Below are 14,254 nucleotides of genomic sequence, written 5' to 3' on the forward strand. Positions count from 1 at the left end.
CGACCACGTCCCGGGTGCCTGTCATGGCGATCGCGCTCGGCTTGTCGGTCGCTCTCGCGATCATCCTCGACGCGGTGGTCGACGGCGGTCCGGCGCTCGCCGTACTGCTCTACTGCCTCGGCATAGCCGCGGTCCGGCTGCCGCTGCGCCACTCGGCGCCGATCGGGCTTCTGGCCATCGGCGGGCTGCTCGCGGAGGGGGCGATCTCCGGCCGGCTGGATCGCGATCTCAGCCTCATCCTCAGCGCCTGCCTGATATTCCTGGTGGCGTACTCGGTCAGGGAACGCCGGGCGGCCAGAGCCGCCGAAGCCCGCGAGGCCGTACTCGCCGAACGGGCGCGGATCGCCAGAGAGATCCACGACATCCTTGCCCACTCGCTGTCGGCGCAGCTCGTGCACCTGGAGGGCGCCAAGCTGCTGCTCCGCGCGGACAAAACCGACGAAGCACTCGACCGTGTGGTCCGCGCGCGCGACCTGGCCAAATCCGGGCTGGAGGAGGCCCGGCGGGCGGTGTCGGCCCTGCGCGAAGACTCCCCCGCCCTTCCGCAGGCGCTGCGAACGCTGGCGGAGGATTTCCAGGCGACCACTGACCGGGCGTGCACGCTGCACATCTCGGGCGCGGAGCACCGCCTGCCCCCGGAGACAGAGCTCGCCCTGCTGCGCACGGCCCAGGAGGCTCTGACGAACGTACGGCGGCACGCGCCCGGCTCTCCGGCCACGGTCAGGCTGGTGTACGAGCCCGGCTCATGCGACCTGCGCATCACCAACCCCGCCAGCGCCGAGCCGGGCACACCTGGGGGAGGATATGGCCTCATGGGCATGCGCGAACGAGCCGAGCTTCTCGGCGGCACCCTGTCAGCGGGCGAGACTACTGACGGTTTCCAAGTCCATTTGTGGGTCCCGGCATGAACCCAGGTGAGACGAACGGCGGCTTCCGCGTCCGCCTGCGGGGTTTCCGCATGGCTTCCCTCACGTCCAACAGCCCCGCCAGGCTCGCCCGGTGGGCCGCGGTGACCGGATCATGAGCGTCACGGTCGTGGTCGTCGATGACCAGGCCGTCGTCCGTGAGGGGCTGGTCCTGCTGCTCGGCCTCCTGCCGGGGATCGAGGTGGTCGGTTCGGCAGGGGATGGCGAGGCGGCCCTCCACCTGGTCGCGGAGCAGCGGCCCGACGTAGCGCTGATGGACCTCCGGATGCCGCGCATGGACGGCGTCGAGGCCACCCGCCGCATCCGCGCCGAACACCCGGGCACCCAAGTGGTGGTGCTCACGACGTATTCGGACGACGAGTCGGTGTTCGCCGCGCTCAGGGCGGGAGCACGCGGCTTCCTCACCAAGAGCGCGGACTCGGACGAGATCGCCAAGGCCATCGCCACCGTCGTACGCGGCAACGCCCAGCTCGATCCAACTGTCCAACGCCGCCTCCTCGACGCCATGACAGCTCCTGACGACAGTCGGCCCTGGGGCGACCCGCCGGACCGGACTACTCCCGATGGCGGCCGACCACCGGGTGAGGGACCTGATCCCGATCCGCACGAACAACCTGATCTCGCCAATGGCCCCGCCGCTCTCCGGCAGCCTCCCACACCGCCCCTTGGCAGGCTGGACGCGACAATCGAACAGCACCCTCCCGGCAGCGCGGACACCACAACGAGCACCGGCGACGAAGTGCTCGCCGGCGCGCGCGACGGCCTGACGCCACGCGAGGTCGACGTGCTGCGGCTCATCGCCGACGGCCTGTCGAACAGCGAGATCGCCGCCCGGCTCTTCATCAGCGAAGCCACCGTCAAGACCCACATCAACAATCTCTTCGCCAAGGCCCGCCTGAGGGACCGCGCGCAGGCCGTCACATACGCGTACCGCCACGGTCTCGTCCGCCCGGCCCCCTGACCTCGGCGAGGTTGAGCTGGGAATCGTCGTCGAAGCCCGCCAGCTGTAAGACCGTCTCCAGGGCGGCCTGGCGGGTCTCCTCGACCGAGCCGCCCCGTTCGCCGAAACAGTCGGCGGCCACGTCGAGCACGGCCACCACCACGGCGGCGTCCGGGTAGGGAACGTCGACCAAGACGGTGCCGTCACCCGCCTCCTCGGCCGGAACCGCGTGGAGTCTCAGCAACCGCCGCATCTCCTCCGCCACGGCGACCCCTAGCACAGCAGCACGCTCGAATTGCTCAGCGGCAATCATGTGGCCCTCCTATCGCACAGGTGTTCGGACAAGAAGGTAGCCGGTGCCACCGACAGAATCCCCGGCGTACACGGGGATTCAGGGCTGCCGACCGGCCGGAGCGCGCTGGGAGGTGCCGGCCTCGGGCGGCCAGGTGGGCCGCCCGGTGGCGTTCAGCTGTCCGCCAGGGCCGCGCCCAGCGGCGTGTGCTCGTAGTGGACGGCCCGGCCGGCGCGGGTGCGGGTGACCAGGCCGGCATCGCGCAGCACCGCCAGATGACTGCCGACGGTGCCTAGGCTCAGGCCGAGCTGGGCGACCAGCTGCGTCGTCGTCGCAGGCACGTCCAGCGCGCGCAGCACGTCCGCGCGGCGCGGGCCGACCAGCCGGCTCAGGGCCTCACCGCCCGGTGTACGCGCCACAGGGCCGAGCAGGTCCGCGATGCCCTGGGCGGGATAGACCAGGGCGTAGGGCCATGGCGGCTCGACATAGCTGATCAGAGTGCCGAACACCGTCGGCATCAGCAGCAGGCCCTTGCCGGCCAGCCGGTGCCGGTCCCATTCGGTACGCGAGCCCGTGCGCACCTCGATGGTCCCGGCCTGCCCCTCGGAGCGCCAGCTCACCCGCGGGTCGAGATCGGACAGCGCTGCCGCCCAGCCGGACATCGCCAGGTACCCGGCGCGGCGGACCAGGTCACGCTCCAGCACCGCCCGCAGCCGCGGCCAGTCCGGCTCGACCAGCGCCTGCCAGCTCGCCTCGAGCGCATCGGCGAGCCGGGTGACCACGTCCGGCGCGTCGAGGATGCGCTGCACGTAGCGTGGCGGCGTCCGCAGTCCCGCCAGGTTGCGGGCCAGTTCCAGGCGTGCACGGCGCAGCGGCGTTGCGCGCACGGCGGCCAGCTCAGCGGCGAAGTCGCCACCGGAGCCCGACGGCGGCGGATGGATGAAGTCGGCATTGTAGCCGCCGCGGCGAAACAGCGCCGTCAGCGCCCCGACTGTGGGCACCTGCCGGCGCAGCTGCTCGTACCGGGGCGCGATGCGCTCGGCCCACGGCCGGAGCGGGCCGGCGGCCTGGACGCCGGCTGCGACGCGCAGCGCCTGCATCGCCTCGCCCAACGGCGAGATCGCGTAGCGGGTACGCGCCACGTCGACGGGTCCCACCTCGATGGCCAGCATGTTTTGCCTCCACGCGAAAGCATAGTCACCGTGGCCGGGCTGCCGTGATGCTGTCGGCCATGACCACCACGTCCGTCGAGCCACGCCCGGCCACCTACCGCGAGGTGTTCGCTGTGGGCCAGTTCCGCGTGCTGTTCGGCAGCTACACGCTCTTCCTGATCGGCGAGACGGTGCGGATGCTCGCACTGTCCGTGACCGTCTACGCGGCAACCGGGTCGCCGCTGATGTCGGCGCTGGCGTATGCGGCAGGCTTCCTGCCCTATGCCCTGGGCGGCACGCTGCTGCTGGCTTTCGCCGACCGCTGGCCCCCGCGCACCGTCATGATCGGCTACGAGGTGCTGCGCACCGCGGTCAGCGCCGTGCTCGCGGCCGGTCTACTGCCGGTACCGGCCATGCTGGCGCTCGTGTTCGTCACGGGTTTACCCAGCGCCGTCGCCTCCGCTTCGCGCACCGCCCTTCTGCCCGACCTGCTAGACGGCGACCGCTATGTGCTCGGCCGGGCCGTGTTCTCCATGGCGGCCGGCGGCACGCAGGTGCTCGGCTTCGCCGCCGGCGGCATGCTGATCGCCGCTGTCGGCGCGCCAGGCGCGCTCTGGATCACCGCCGCGACCTGCCTGGCCTCGGCAGGCCTGCTGCAACTGCGCCTGGCCCACCACCCACGCCGCCGCACCGGCGGTTCGGCCGGCATCAGCGAGACCTGGCAGGTGAACCGGGCGCTGCTGCGCCGGCCTGCGGTCCGGGCGCTGCTGCTGGCGCAATGGCTGGCACCGGCGCTGATGGTCGGCGCCGAGGGCGTGCTGGTCCCGTACGCCGCGCAGGTCGGCGCGCCTGACGCGGCCGGTCTGCTGTTCGCAGCGGTCGCCGCCGGGATGTTCGCCGGCAACCTGATCGTCGGCCGCCTGGTGCGCCCTGCGGACCGGGAGCGGCTGGCCGGCCCCCTCGCGCTTGCGCTCGGATTGCCGCTGCTGGGGTTCGCGCTGCGCCCTACACCGGGATACGCCGCCATCCTGATGACAGTGTCCGGTTTCGGCGTCGCCTACCAGCTCGCGCTGGCCCGCAGGTTTCTCGACGCGGTGCCCGAGACGCACCGCGGTCAGGCGTTCGGCCTGCTGCTGACCGGAACGATGACGCTGCAGGGCCTGGCCGCCGCAGCCGGAGGCGCGCTGGGCGAAGTCGCGGCCCCGGGGCTGGTCGTCACAGTGGCCGGCGCGGCCTCGGCCATCGCCGCCCTGATGTCCTGGCGAACGCTGTCGCCCACACGACGACCCTGACCGCCCCCTGACCGCGGCCCTGACCGCGGCCCACGTGCCGAATGCGCCGGCACGCCAAAGCATCTGCACCGGGCCCGGCAGCCGGCTGGTGCTGTACGGGCACGCCGCGCCCCAGGCCGGACTGACCCGCTTCCACCGTCGAGGTGGCGCCGCGGGCGTGGGTACGCTGCGAGATGGCTCTGCGTTCCCTGCCCTTTTTCCGGGCCGTAGGCGGTAGGAGGGCTTCTCTCCCGCTTTGAGACGCCTGTTAGCATGCATGGCCAGTGGGGCCGTGCCGTGCCGCACACAAGCGGGCAAGGCGCCCCGGCACACGAGGTGACCCGATGACGTCAGTGCTGGTCTACGCGATTTACCTCGTAGTCGCGGCGTTGTACGTCTATGCCCTAGTCGACTGCATCAGGACCCCTGCGGCACGCATTCGAATGCTGCCCAAGGTGGGCTGGCTGATCATCATGGTCCTGTTCCCGATTCTGGGCGCCATCGGCTGGCGAAACCTGGGCAAGCGCTCCGCTCCCGCGGAGGACCGGGTGTCTGCCGTCTGAGCTCAGCCGTGTTGCTCACCCAGCTAACCGCCCATCACCTTCCTCCAGGCTGGCCCGCCGCCCTGCCGCCCATCCTCCTGGCCCTGAGCCGACTCAGTCTGATCCCGGCCGACGACTCACATCCACCCCGGATCCTGATCCCCAGCCAGATCCAGCAGCACCTCATCGACCTACTCGACATCGACGTCACCTGGCCGCGCTGGCTGACCTGGTGAGCCCGTCCGCAGGTGGAGTGGCACACCGAGACAACCTCTGCCTCCATGAAGCACGAGAGCCGTTATGCGACCTTGTCGGCGTACTTCTGCCGGGCGGCTTGCCGGGAGACACCGAGCGCGGTGGCGATGTGGTTCCAGCTGTGGCCGTGGGCGCGCGCAACCGCCACCGCCTCGGTGAGCCGCGCCTCATCGGCCCGGACCCGCTCGGAGGTCTCGGCGATCGCACGCAGTTCGGACACGTCGTCGAACTCGACGTTGTCGGGCAGGGCGTCAGCCAACTGCTCAAAGCGCAGAGCCGCGCGCTCGATCTCCTCATCGGTGTGCCTCATATGATCACCTCTCTTCACTACAGGGCTCCTCGGAACTTGGCGCGTAGCGGCATCGCATGGATGGCCACCGGGTCGTCCCCCGTCGAGGTCGAGGACACCAATCTCCAGCACCCGCCCCGCCGAGTCCGCTCCAATCAGCCGACCCCGGCGAAGCGTTCTTGGGAAGGCGGTCCGAGCGTGGCGAGGTCCTTCAGCGGGCGAGTGTCAGCTCGCCTGGAAGGACGTCCGGAGCGAAGCGGAGGGCCATTGTGAGCGGGTGGGCATCAGACGGCCAACCACCGAATCGGGCAAGGGGTGGGCTGAAAAGACGTCCGGAGCGAAGCGAAGGGCCTTTTGCGGTGAGCGCCCGGCGGAGCTGGCGAGGTAGGATCGGTTAGCAATCGGATTCGATTGGTAGGCGATGAGAGATGGATGTCGCTCGTACGCAGGCCGCGCTCCGGCTGATTGCTCGCGGGTTCGAGGAGCTCGCCGCCGCCCTGGGCGAGGAGGAGGCCGGGGAGGACGAGCGGACGGCCCGGGTCATTGAGGAGTGGGGGCGGCGCGGGCTGACGCAGAAGGAGGCGTCGACCCTGTTCCAGCGGCACGGGTTCGCCCCGCAGACGACCGGTGGGTGGGCCAGGGGCGACTGGATCGAGATCGGCGACGACGGTCTGCGTTATCTCACCGTGAAATCGCACACCTGGCTGGAGGAACGGGCATGACCTTTTCCGTACGCATCGCCGTACGCGGCTATGAGCTCGACACGCAGGGCCACGTCAACAGCGCTGTCTACCACCAGTACGGCGACCACGCCCGCTGGGAGTGCCTGCGCGCGGCGGGCATCTCGGTCGACGACATGCGAAGCTCGGGCGTCGGCCCGGTGACCCTGGAGAACACCATCCGCTACCTCGGCGAACTGCGCGGCGGCGACGAGGTGGAGGTGACGTGCGCGTTCGTGTGGGGCGAGGGGAAGACGTTCAGGATCTCGCAGGAGTTCAGGCACGCCGACGGGCGGGTGGCGGCCGAGATGACCAGTGTGGGCGGGCTGCTCGACCTGGAAGCCCGCCGCCTGGTGGACGACCCGGCGGCCCGCTGGCGCTCCCTGGCCGCCACACCGGACGTGCTCGGTCTCTGAAACCACCGACACACCGGACATACCCGACCGCCCAGCACCAGTTGCGGCGCGGCCTGGGTCGTGAGGCCATCATTCCGGAGCGGCGTCCCCCGCCGGAGGCGTGATCAATCCCTGCATGCACATGAAGAACGCCCGATCACCACACAGGTGACCGAGCGTTCTTCTTCGGCTGGCGCCTTTGTTCAGGCGGCGGAGGGCAAGTCGAATTCACCCCTTTGGCGCCATCGATGAACGCGACCCACTCGGAGGCGCTGAACCGGAGCTGTAGCCCATGAGGGTCCTTGCTGTCACGCACAGCAGCTCCACCCCTAGGCAAAGCGGCGACCTCTACTCAATCGCCGCTCATTGAACGTTTTCCAACCTCCTGGACGCATGCCCTGATCACAGCATGATCGCGATGCTGGTATTCGGCTGGTGACGCAAAGAAGCTCCTGGTAGACGGGTTGATCACCACAATCCCCACCGTCACAACCAGGAGCTTCAGGTGCTGTTCTATCGTGCCGCCGTCGATTTGTCGCATCAGAGCCTGAACTATGTCGCCGGGGTGATCCGGCGTCACCGTAAGTCCATGAGGTCGGTCTGGCGGCGGCTGAACCCCGGACGACAGGCCCTGCTCGTCCTGGTCTACCTGCGTAAAGGTGAGTCATTTACCGAGCTTGGCGCGGGGTTCGGGGTATCGACCACGACCGCGTGGCGGTATGTGGAGGAGGCGGTGGCGCTGCTGTCAGCGCGTTCTCCCAAGCTCTCGGCGGCGTTGCGGAAGGCCAAGCGGGATGGGCTGCACTACCTGGTGCTGGACGGCACACTGATCCGCACCGATCGGATCAAGGCCGACCGGCCCTACTACTCCGGCAAGCACCGCGTGCACGGGATGAACGTGCAGGTCATCGCCTCGCCTGACGGGACGATCTTGTGGACGTCCGCAGCGCTGCCCGGCAAGGCTCATGACCTGACGGCCGCCCGCATCTGGGGCATCCTGCGCGCGCTGGATCAGGCTGGGATCATCACCCTTGCGGACAAGGCGTACCAAGGTGCCGAGGGCCCGCTCGTCACCCCGTACAAGGGCAAGAACAAACCCGAGTCCCAAAAACAGGCCAACCGCTCCCACGCCAAGCTCCGCGGACCCGGCGAACGCGCCAACGCCCAGCTGAAGAGCTGGAAGATCCTCCGCAAGCTACGCTGCAGCCCTTCCAAGGCCGGCCACCTGTGCAAGGCCATCGCCGTCCTTCAAAACCACCGCGTCGCACAGGCAGCCTGAGGATGAAAGGAACCGATGATCGTGCAGGTGAAGATCGCCATTCAGCGAGTGCGGCTGGGAGCCTCAGAATTCCGGGTGATCCGCCCGGCCAAACCCTTGGCCAATGGAGCACTCTACGACACCGGCAGTCAGTATCACATGTATGTGGACCGGACGGATGGCCGACGGATCGGCGCGCTGTGGCTGCTCGCGGCCCGCTCGCCACGCTCTTTGGTCTACCTGCCGATGCGCGCCACTCCGGCCGCCCCTGGGATCAACCCCGACTGGGACAGGGAGGAGAGGTGCCCGGACCGGCCGCTTGATCTCGTACTGGTCCACCACTCGCTGCAGTTCCCGCCCTCCCGCTGGAAGCAGGTGCGAAACCGGATCACCGCGGGAAGCTCTCCCCGTGAAATACGGACAGCAGGTGTGCCGGACACCGACCTACCCGACGACGAAGAGATCGACTACCGGGCCCTGAACTACCAGGAGAACAAGGACACACTCCACCAGCGCGTGCACGCCGAGACGCTGTTTCTGGCCGGTAGCACTGCGGCGTTTCGGCAGCCGGCCCGTCACTTTTTCACTGTGGCGAAGGAAGGGCCGCACGCTGCCGCGACCTCGCTGTACATCTCGGGCGCCTGCAACTATCACGTCTGCCGGCTGTTCTACTGGCCGAACCTGGATCCAGGCGGCGGGCAGGACATCCACCTGGAGTACGCCCCGCGATGGACGGTCTGACAAACCCATGACCTGCAACTTCAGGTTGGAAAACCCTCATTAGGCTTCCTTAGCATCCGCTCTTGTCGGGCCATCCGGAAGGCGATTTTTCGATCAATCTCGTCACTGCCGAAACTGGTTGGCCGGGTCGCGAGGTATGCGCGGTAGTAGTCGGCCGTCTGAAGCAGGCCAGGAATTAGCAGCTCTTCGAAGTTAAACGGGTGCCCACGGCTCTTGCAAGTGGCGGCGCAGCGGGTACGTAACCTTCTGGGACCACTCGTTCCGCTGTGTCCGCCCGTACGGCGGTGCCGCGCTAAGATCGCGTATCGTGCTTTCGGATAGTTTCTGGCGGATTATAAGAATTGTATTAGTAGGTCTGGTTCTTGCGGCGGCGGGAGCGGGCCTGGTGCTCGGCGACACCTGGCTCTGGGTGGCCGTCGATTGGTCGCCGCCGGCCTACGCGGGGTTCTACACGCGCGGCGGGTTTGACACCCCGACGACTGTGGCGCTGCTCGTGGCCGCCCTGGTGAAGGCCGCGCTCCTGTGGCTGATCCTGCGCGCCCCGGCGCCGGGACCGCTGGACCGCCGGGCGAGAGCGCTGCGCCGACTGCTGTATCTGGCGGTGGCGTACGCCCTCGTGCTGTGGTACCCCATCGCACTGCTCCCCGACGGGGTCGGCGCGGCATTCCAGCTCGCGCTGTGGACCGCGATCGATGTCCTCTACCTGCTCGTTATCCGCTGGCGGTCCCGCATGCTGCGCGCGGCGGCCGGAGCGATGTTCGCGGTCGAGCTGGCCGGGATGGCCAACGAACTGCTCGACGAACTCGACCTCCCAGACCTTGGCTCGGGCGGCATCGTCGAACTGGGCCCGATGCTGAGCGGGGTGGCGGCGACCACCATCACGGTCGTCGGGCAGCGGCGCGACGGCCGGTGGAGTCGCGGCACGCAGGCCGCCGGGTGGTTGTCGGTGAGCGTCTACGCGCTGGTGATCCCACTCAACGCTCTCTTCGGAGAGATCTCCAGCGGCAATCTGGCGATGCCGGTCATGGTGGACGCGGTGGGGCTCGTCAGCGCCGTGTGGATCGCGGCGACCGCCCGCGAACTGCCCGCTGAGGAGCGTCTGGCGGACCCTCCGCCCGCGCGGCGGCGCGTGATCCGCGTCGCGGTGGCGGCCGTAACCGTACTGCCGATCATCGTACTGATCCACCCCGAGCAGAGCGCGCACCTCACCTACACCGGCCGGTCGATGGGCTGCTATGACCGGCCCAGCTTCGGCGACCTGAAACCTGCGGAACGCGACGCCGCGTTCCTGTGCCGAGCGCGGAGCACAGATGGCGGAGTGCCGCCCATGTTCCCGGACAGCCTGTCGGACCAGGCGATCCTCGCGTACGGGCGGGCGCTGTGCCGTACAAAGGACCGCGACGAGCAGAAGGCGGTTCTGACGCGGGCCGGGAGCGCGCGGCCCGCCTGGGGCGCGGACCCGTGGGACCTCGTCTACGTGTGCCCGGAGATCGTCGGCGCAACCCAGCCCGAGCTACTGCGGTCGACCACGGAGACGGAGGCGGCGAACACCGCCTACATCGCCGAGGAGAACGCGAAGTGCCGCGACCCGTGGCCCCGGACGAAGGGTGTCGCCCAGGCCACGGCCAAATACTTCCTGTTCGTCGACGGCGACCCCGGCTATCTGGTCCACGACCCCGAAGACGAAGCGACCGACGAGGCGGCGGAGCAGGCGATGGACAAGGTCTACGACGACAACACCCAAATCGGGGTGGCCGGCAGCGCCGTGCTCATCGGGCACATCGAAGACGTCAGTGATCTGTGCCTTACGGTCAAGGCCTTCCGCACCGCGCCGCCACAGCGGACGGCCGGGTGGGAGCAGGTCAACGAGGTGCCGATCGTCAGCCGCAGCGGCCGGCTCACCGTGCCGGAGATGGGCGGCGGGGACGTGGGCGCGGGTGCCCCTATGCCGAACCTGGCGATCGCGGGGAAGGGCCGCTACCGGCTCCGTGTCTACGTGCGGGTCGGCGATACAGGGGAGGAGCACCTGGTCGTCGTGTTCCCGGGTGCGTCGAGGAAGAGGCTCAAGCTGAAGCCGTGAACGGCGGGGCGCACAGTCTTCTCCGTCGCCCTTACCGCCGTGGTCCAGATAGAAGTGATCGACGACGGATCGGCAAATCCACCCTTTCCCCCAGGCGGACGCTCTGTTCCAGCGATCTTGCCGGTGATTCCGCACGTGGTCTGGGATCGTGGCCAGGTGTCTACCGTTCACATCGAGGCCAAACCGGACCATCTGCTGCGCCTTGCCCGGCAGAAGGACCCAGTGGGCGCGGTCGCGGAGATGATCTGGAACGCGCTCGACGCGGAAGCGAGTCTTGTCAACGTCGATCTTGAGGTCAACGAGCTGGACGGCGTGGAGTCGGTCCGTATCACCGACAACGGCCACGGCATGCCGAACGCCTCCTGCGCGAACTACTTCGGGGGCCTGAGCGGGTCCTGGAAGATCACTGCCAAGGTTTCCCCGCAGCCGAAGCGTGGGCTCCACGGACGAAGTGGGCAAGGCAGGCTCCGCGCGTTCGCGCTCGGCGGGCAAGTCCAATGGACCACGGTCGCGAGGGCCGCCGACGGCCGGGTTGAACGTACAGTCATCAGCGGAATGGTCGACAGTCCTGCGGATTTCGATATTTCCGCACCCGAATACGTAGAGATGCCGTGTGGGACACGAGTGGAAGCATCGGTCCCGGCGGACTTCGTTACCCGTCTCGCCCAGGACGACACGGCCCAACGGCTCGCTTCGACATTCGCGCCGTTCCTGGCGGCCAATCTTGATGTGCAGATCATCTATCAGGGCACCGCCCTTGACCCGGCCACTGTGTGGACCGACATGGCCGAATATTCAGTGCCGTGGCCGGACTCGGGCGGATATGCCGAACCGCTGCTGCGCGTTATCGAATGGCCAAAGGATGTCGGCCGGGTACTCGCCCTTTGTGATGCCAATGGTGTCGTCCTCGATGAGCCTTCCCCGGGCATCCAGGCGCCTGGCTACCACTTCACGGCCTACCTGCTGTGGGACGGCTTCGTCGAACGCCGGGACGATCTGCCCTTGGCGGAGATGGACGAGATCGGACCCCTTTTGGCGCTCGCGCGGGAGACACTCCGTGCGCACGTCAAGAGACACGACCAAGAGCGCCGAACCAGGCTCATCCAAGAGTGGAAGATCGAGGGGGTCTATCCCTATTCTGAGGAGCCTGCCGAGCCCGCGCAGGCTGTCGAACGTGAGATGTTCGACGAGGTGGCCACGCGGATCTCCCGGCGACTGCCAGGTGTGACGCAGAGCAAGAAGACCACCTTGCGGCTGCTCAGAGAGATCATTTCCCGTGATCCAAGTGGGCTCTACCCAGTACTTGACGAACTGTTCCGGCTGCCTCAGTCCGAACAGGAGGAGCTCAAGCGGATCCTTCAGCGGACGAGCCTCTCTGAAGTGATCAAGGCAACAGGACAGGTCAGCGACCGGCTCGATTTCCTGGCCGCGCTGAAAAAGCTGGTCTTCGAGCCGGAGATCAGCCGGACGGTCAAGGAACGGTGCGAGCTGCACAAGATCCTCGAACGCGAGACCTGGATCTTCGGCGACGCCTACGCGTTGATGGTCAGCGACCAGAGCCTGGATGCGATCCTCGTTCGCCATCTCCAAGAGCTTGGCCGGGAGTCAGAAGACGGCAAGCTCAATCCGGTCCGCCGTGAGGACGGTCGGACGGGCATCGTCGATCTCCTGCTGGGGCGTGCTCACCGAGGAAGCTTCGGGCGAGAGCACCTCATAGTCGAACTCAAGGCTCCCAAGGTCAAGATCGGCCAAGCGGAGGTCGCCCAGATCAAGAGCTATGCGGAGGCGATCGTCAGCGATCCGCAGTTCCGCGATGCCCGCGTTTCCTGGGACTTCTGGGTCGTATCCACCGAGATGGCGGAGATCGTCAGACGTGATGCCAGCGCGCCGAACCGTCCGCCAGGCTGCATCGCCGAGTGGGAGGGAGGGGTTCGTATCTGGGCCCGTACGTGGGGCGAAATCATCGATGATTGCGAGGATCGGCTCCATTTCTACCGGGAACGGCTGAACCATGACCCGGCCACAGAACACGCTGTGGAATACCTTCGGCGAGTGCATGGGGAGGTCGCACCCGAAGCGGTCGTGGTGGTGGGGGGCTAAATGTCGGTGAGGTCCGATATGAATCGGCCATGGGCACATGGGATGTGGGACCGTTCGACAACGACTCGGCCGCCGACTGGTGCGGTGATCTGCACAACGCAGCTCCTAAGCGGCGTCCGGCTCTGGTCCGCAAGGCGCTCAAAGGCGCTGCGGGTCGTGCGAAATATCTGGACAGCGATGAGGCGGTGGAGGCGATCGCGGCAGCGGCCATCGTCGCCTCTCAACGCAGCGGCGTGCCGATCACCTCGCCTTATGCGCCGGATTTCCTGCTGGAAGGCGGCAGTGTGGAGGTCGATGACGAACTCGTGGCGCTGGCCGTGCGGGCGCTGGACCGGGTGATGGGAGAAGACTCGGAGTGGCTGGAACTCTGGGAGGAGAGCGGCTCCTCTCCGGAGGCCGTGGCCGTCATAGAAGGCAATCTCTTGAAGGTGCCCAAAAGTTAGTGTATACCGAGACACTTCGGCTTCCCGTTCCACGAAGAGATCTCCCGCCGCTGAGTCGATGTAGACCACGTCCGCGTCCGTCTCGGGGGAAACTCCAAGATTGAGAACGAGCCGGTCATGCCTGGGTGCGCCCCTGCCGAGTAGGGGATCACCTGGAATGGCACGTTGGCAAGGTTGGACATCTCCGCGATGCGGTCGATCTGTTCCTCCATGACAGAGCGGTCGCCAATCAGTCGTCGGATGGCTGCCTCATCCACGATCGCAGACAGGTGAAGTCGACCTTCGCGGAGAAGCGATTGGCGAGCCTGGCGGACCGCAACGCGACTCTCTACCTCGTCCTCAGAAGCAGTACTTAGCGCGCTTGTTTACGCCTTGGGCCATATCGGCGGCGTCCTCGCTGAAGTCGTTGAGCCTGCCCGGAGCAACGTGAATGCCAGCACGTAACCGCCGAGCGCAACGTCCCTGGCCGCGCGGGCCCAGGGCTGCGATTCGATAGAAGGGCTCACCTCCATTGCTGAAACCAGGGTCCGCACCCCAGGTCTCCGATCGGCGGTGCGCGGACTTGGGTCTGGGTCAAGTGGTAAGAGGTCAAGTGGTAAGAGTCGGTGCCGGTCTCGATGATGTCGCCGCCAAGGCCAGTCCGGCGAAGCGTTCTTGGGAAGGCGGTCCGAGCGTAGCGAGGTCCTTCAGGGGGCGGGCGATCAGCCCGTCTGGGAGGACGTCCGGAGCGAAGCGGGGGTCCTTTGGTAGGGGTTGAGCGCCCGCGTTGCCGCCGCACATCAATCGCGGCCATATCTACAGAAGACAAGAAAAGAATTTAGCATAAAGGAAAACAATTGTCTCGCTTCGTAC

The 14,254-nt window shown here is 67.5% G+C and carries 17 protein-coding genes and 2 pseudogenes; 12 read left to right on the top strand and 7 right to left on the bottom strand.

Annotation, left to right across the window (positions count from 1 at the left end):
- Positions 1–23 precede the first annotated feature (23 nt).
- Positions 24–908 carry a sensor histidine kinase gene (locus tag KLK06_RS27070; protein WP_214638431.1) on the top strand — a complete coding sequence of 295 codons (885 nt, stop codon included), beginning with the start codon at positions 24–26 and terminating at the stop codon, positions 906–908.
- A 112-nt stretch (positions 909–1,020) separates the two neighbouring features.
- The gene (locus KLK06_RS61630; RefSeq protein ID WP_284735122.1) at positions 1,021–1,887 is read left to right on the top strand and encodes a response regulator transcription factor; all 867 of its coding nucleotides are present in this window, start codon (positions 1,021–1,023) and stop codon (positions 1,885–1,887) included.
- Here the strand turns inward: KLK06_RS61630 and KLK06_RS27085 are convergent.
- Together KLK06_RS27085 and KLK06_RS27090 are read right to left on the bottom strand one after the other, a co-directional pair.
- Positions 1,844–2,179 carry a hypothetical protein gene (locus tag KLK06_RS27085; RefSeq protein ID WP_214638432.1) on the bottom strand — a complete coding sequence of 112 codons (336 nt, stop codon included), beginning with the start codon at positions 2,177–2,179 and terminating at the stop codon, positions 1,844–1,846. The two genes, KLK06_RS61630 and KLK06_RS27085, sit on opposite strands and share 44 nt — an antisense overlap.
- A 152-nt stretch (positions 2,180–2,331) precedes the next feature.
- Complete coding sequence (locus KLK06_RS27090) at positions 2,332–3,330, bottom strand: winged helix-turn-helix domain-containing protein (protein ID WP_214638433.1); 999 nt, start codon at positions 3,328–3,330, stop codon at positions 2,332–2,334.
- Positions 3,331–3,389: 59 nt separating this feature from the next.
- Between KLK06_RS27090 and KLK06_RS27095 the strand changes: the two genes are divergently transcribed.
- The 3 genes from KLK06_RS27095 to KLK06_RS27105 all read left to right on the top strand — a co-directional run bounded on the left by KLK06_RS27095 (position 3,390) and on the right by KLK06_RS27105 (position 5,358).
- Entirely contained in the window at positions 3,390–4,601 is a 1,212-nt protein-coding gene (locus tag KLK06_RS27095) for an MFS transporter (protein ID WP_214638434.1), read from the top strand.
- 323 nt (positions 4,602–4,924) lie between these two features.
- Positions 4,925–5,143: a PLDc N-terminal domain-containing protein gene (locus KLK06_RS27100; protein WP_214638435.1), complete on the top strand. Its 219-nt coding sequence runs from the start codon at positions 4,925–4,927 to the stop codon at positions 5,141–5,143.
- A gap of 11 nt (positions 5,144–5,154) precedes the next feature.
- The gene (locus tag KLK06_RS27105) at positions 5,155–5,358 is read left to right on the top strand and encodes a hypothetical protein (protein WP_214638436.1); all 204 of its coding nucleotides are present in this window, start codon (positions 5,155–5,157) and stop codon (positions 5,356–5,358) included.
- A 62-nt stretch (positions 5,359–5,420) separates the two neighbouring features.
- Here the strand turns inward: KLK06_RS27105 and KLK06_RS27110 are convergent, their stop codons facing one another.
- A complete protein-coding gene (locus tag KLK06_RS27110) occupies positions 5,421–5,687 on the bottom strand; it encodes an ECF-type sigma factor (protein WP_214638437.1) in 267 nt (88 codons plus the stop codon).
- A gap of 407 nt (positions 5,688–6,094) precedes the next feature.
- Here KLK06_RS27110 and KLK06_RS27115 point away from each other — a divergent pair, with 407 nt between their 5' ends.
- Both KLK06_RS27115 and KLK06_RS27120 read left to right on the top strand, forming a co-directional pair.
- Positions 6,095–6,388 (top strand): hypothetical protein, encoded by a 294-nt coding sequence (locus KLK06_RS27115; RefSeq protein ID WP_214638438.1) that lies wholly within the window; start codon positions 6,095–6,097, stop codon positions 6,386–6,388.
- A complete protein-coding gene (locus KLK06_RS27120) occupies positions 6,385–6,801 on the top strand; it encodes a thioesterase family protein (RefSeq protein WP_214638439.1) in 417 nt (138 codons plus the stop codon). The genes KLK06_RS27115 and KLK06_RS27120 overlap by 4 nt, the downstream gene beginning before the upstream one ends.
- A 136-nt stretch (positions 6,802–6,937) precedes the next feature.
- Here KLK06_RS27120 and KLK06_RS62470 read toward each other — a convergent pair.
- Positions 6,938–7,120, bottom strand: a pseudogene (locus KLK06_RS62470) (DUF397 domain-containing protein); the annotation flags it as partial.
- Between the two features lie 12 nt (positions 7,121–7,132).
- Positions 7,133–7,360, bottom strand: coding sequence for a hypothetical protein (locus KLK06_RS62475; protein ID WP_308168472.1), 228 nt, complete (start codon positions 7,358–7,360; stop codon positions 7,133–7,135).
- Here KLK06_RS62475 and KLK06_RS27130 point away from each other — a divergent pair.
- Together KLK06_RS27130 and KLK06_RS27135 are read left to right on the top strand one after the other, a co-directional pair.
- Positions 7,286–8,059, top strand: coding sequence for a transposase family protein (locus KLK06_RS27130; protein WP_214638440.1), 774 nt, complete (start codon positions 7,286–7,288; stop codon positions 8,057–8,059). The two genes, KLK06_RS62475 and KLK06_RS27130, sit on opposite strands and share 75 nt — an antisense overlap.
- Positions 8,060–8,074: 15 nt before the next feature.
- A complete protein-coding gene (locus KLK06_RS27135) occupies positions 8,075–8,779 on the top strand; it encodes a hypothetical protein (RefSeq protein ID WP_214638441.1) in 705 nt (234 codons plus the stop codon).
- A 20-nt stretch (positions 8,780–8,799) separates the two neighbouring features.
- Here KLK06_RS27135 and KLK06_RS62480 read toward each other — a convergent pair whose 3' ends face one another.
- Complete coding sequence (locus KLK06_RS62480) at positions 8,800–9,078, bottom strand: Scr1 family TA system antitoxin-like transcriptional regulator (RefSeq protein WP_308168469.1); 279 nt, start codon at positions 9,076–9,078, stop codon at positions 8,800–8,802.
- Positions 9,079–9,164: 86 nt separating this feature from the next.
- On the opposite strand from KLK06_RS62480, the gene KLK06_RS27140 reads away from it, so the two are divergent.
- The 3 genes from KLK06_RS27140 to KLK06_RS27150 are packed head-to-tail and all read left to right on the top strand — an operon-like array spanning position 9,165 to position 13,402.
- Positions 9,165–10,859, top strand: coding sequence for a hypothetical protein (locus KLK06_RS27140; RefSeq protein ID WP_214638442.1), 1,695 nt, complete (start codon positions 9,165–9,167; stop codon positions 10,857–10,859).
- Positions 10,860–10,898: 39 nt separating this feature from the next.
- Positions 10,899–12,959 (top strand): ATP-binding protein, encoded by a 2,061-nt coding sequence (locus tag KLK06_RS27145; protein ID WP_214638443.1) that lies wholly within the window; start codon positions 10,899–10,901, stop codon positions 12,957–12,959.
- A gap of 29 nt (positions 12,960–12,988) precedes the next feature.
- Positions 12,989–13,402: a DUF4259 domain-containing protein gene (locus tag KLK06_RS27150; RefSeq protein WP_214638444.1), complete on the top strand. Its 414-nt coding sequence runs from the start codon at positions 12,989–12,991 to the stop codon at positions 13,400–13,402.
- On the opposite strand, the pseudogene KLK06_RS63135 reads toward KLK06_RS27150, so the two are convergent.
- A pseudogene (locus KLK06_RS63135) lies at positions 13,399–13,743 on the bottom strand (DUF5753 domain-containing protein); the annotation flags it as partial. The gene KLK06_RS27150 and the pseudogene KLK06_RS63135 overlap by 4 nt on opposite strands.
- Positions 13,744–14,254: the final 511 nt, after the last annotated feature.

Origin of the sequence: Nonomuraea sp. NEAU-A123, assembly GCF_018603905.1 — a bacterium.
In the GTDB taxonomy this organism is placed as follows: Bacteria; Actinomycetota; Actinomycetes; order Streptosporangiales; family Streptosporangiaceae; genus Nonomuraea.

What these genes read in the sequence shown, in the direction of transcription:
- KLK06_RS27070 (WP_214638431.1), top strand. Translation starts at nt 24, where the DNA reads ATGGCGATCGCGCTCGGCTTGTCGGTCGCTCTCGCGATCATCCTCGAC.
- KLK06_RS61630 (WP_284735122.1), top strand. Translation starts at nt 1,021, where the DNA reads ATGAGCGTCACGGTCGTGGTCGTCGATGACCAGGCCGTCGTCCGTGAG.
- KLK06_RS27085 (WP_214638432.1), bottom strand. Translation starts at nt 2,179, where the DNA reads ATGATTGCCGCTGAGCAATTCGAGCGTGCTGCTGTGCTAGGGGTCGCC.
- KLK06_RS27090 (WP_214638433.1), bottom strand. Translation starts at nt 3,330, where the DNA reads ATGCTGGCCATCGAGGTGGGACCCGTCGACGTGGCGCGTACCCGCTAC.
- KLK06_RS27095 (WP_214638434.1), top strand. Translation starts at nt 3,390, where the DNA reads ATGACCACCACGTCCGTCGAGCCACGCCCGGCCACCTACCGCGAGGTG.
- KLK06_RS27100 (WP_214638435.1), top strand. Translation starts at nt 4,925, where the DNA reads ATGACGTCAGTGCTGGTCTACGCGATTTACCTCGTAGTCGCGGCGTTG.
- KLK06_RS27110 (WP_214638437.1), bottom strand. Translation starts at nt 5,687, where the DNA reads ATGAGGCACACCGATGAGGAGATCGAGCGCGCGGCTCTGCGCTTTGAG.
- KLK06_RS27115 (WP_214638438.1), top strand. Translation starts at nt 6,095, where the DNA reads ATGGATGTCGCTCGTACGCAGGCCGCGCTCCGGCTGATTGCTCGCGGG.
- KLK06_RS27120 (WP_214638439.1), top strand. Translation starts at nt 6,385, where the DNA reads ATGACCTTTTCCGTACGCATCGCCGTACGCGGCTATGAGCTCGACACG.
- KLK06_RS27135 (WP_214638441.1), top strand. Translation starts at nt 8,075, where the DNA reads ATGATCGTGCAGGTGAAGATCGCCATTCAGCGAGTGCGGCTGGGAGCC.
- KLK06_RS27150 (WP_214638444.1), top strand. Translation starts at nt 12,989, where the DNA reads ATGGGCACATGGGATGTGGGACCGTTCGACAACGACTCGGCCGCCGAC.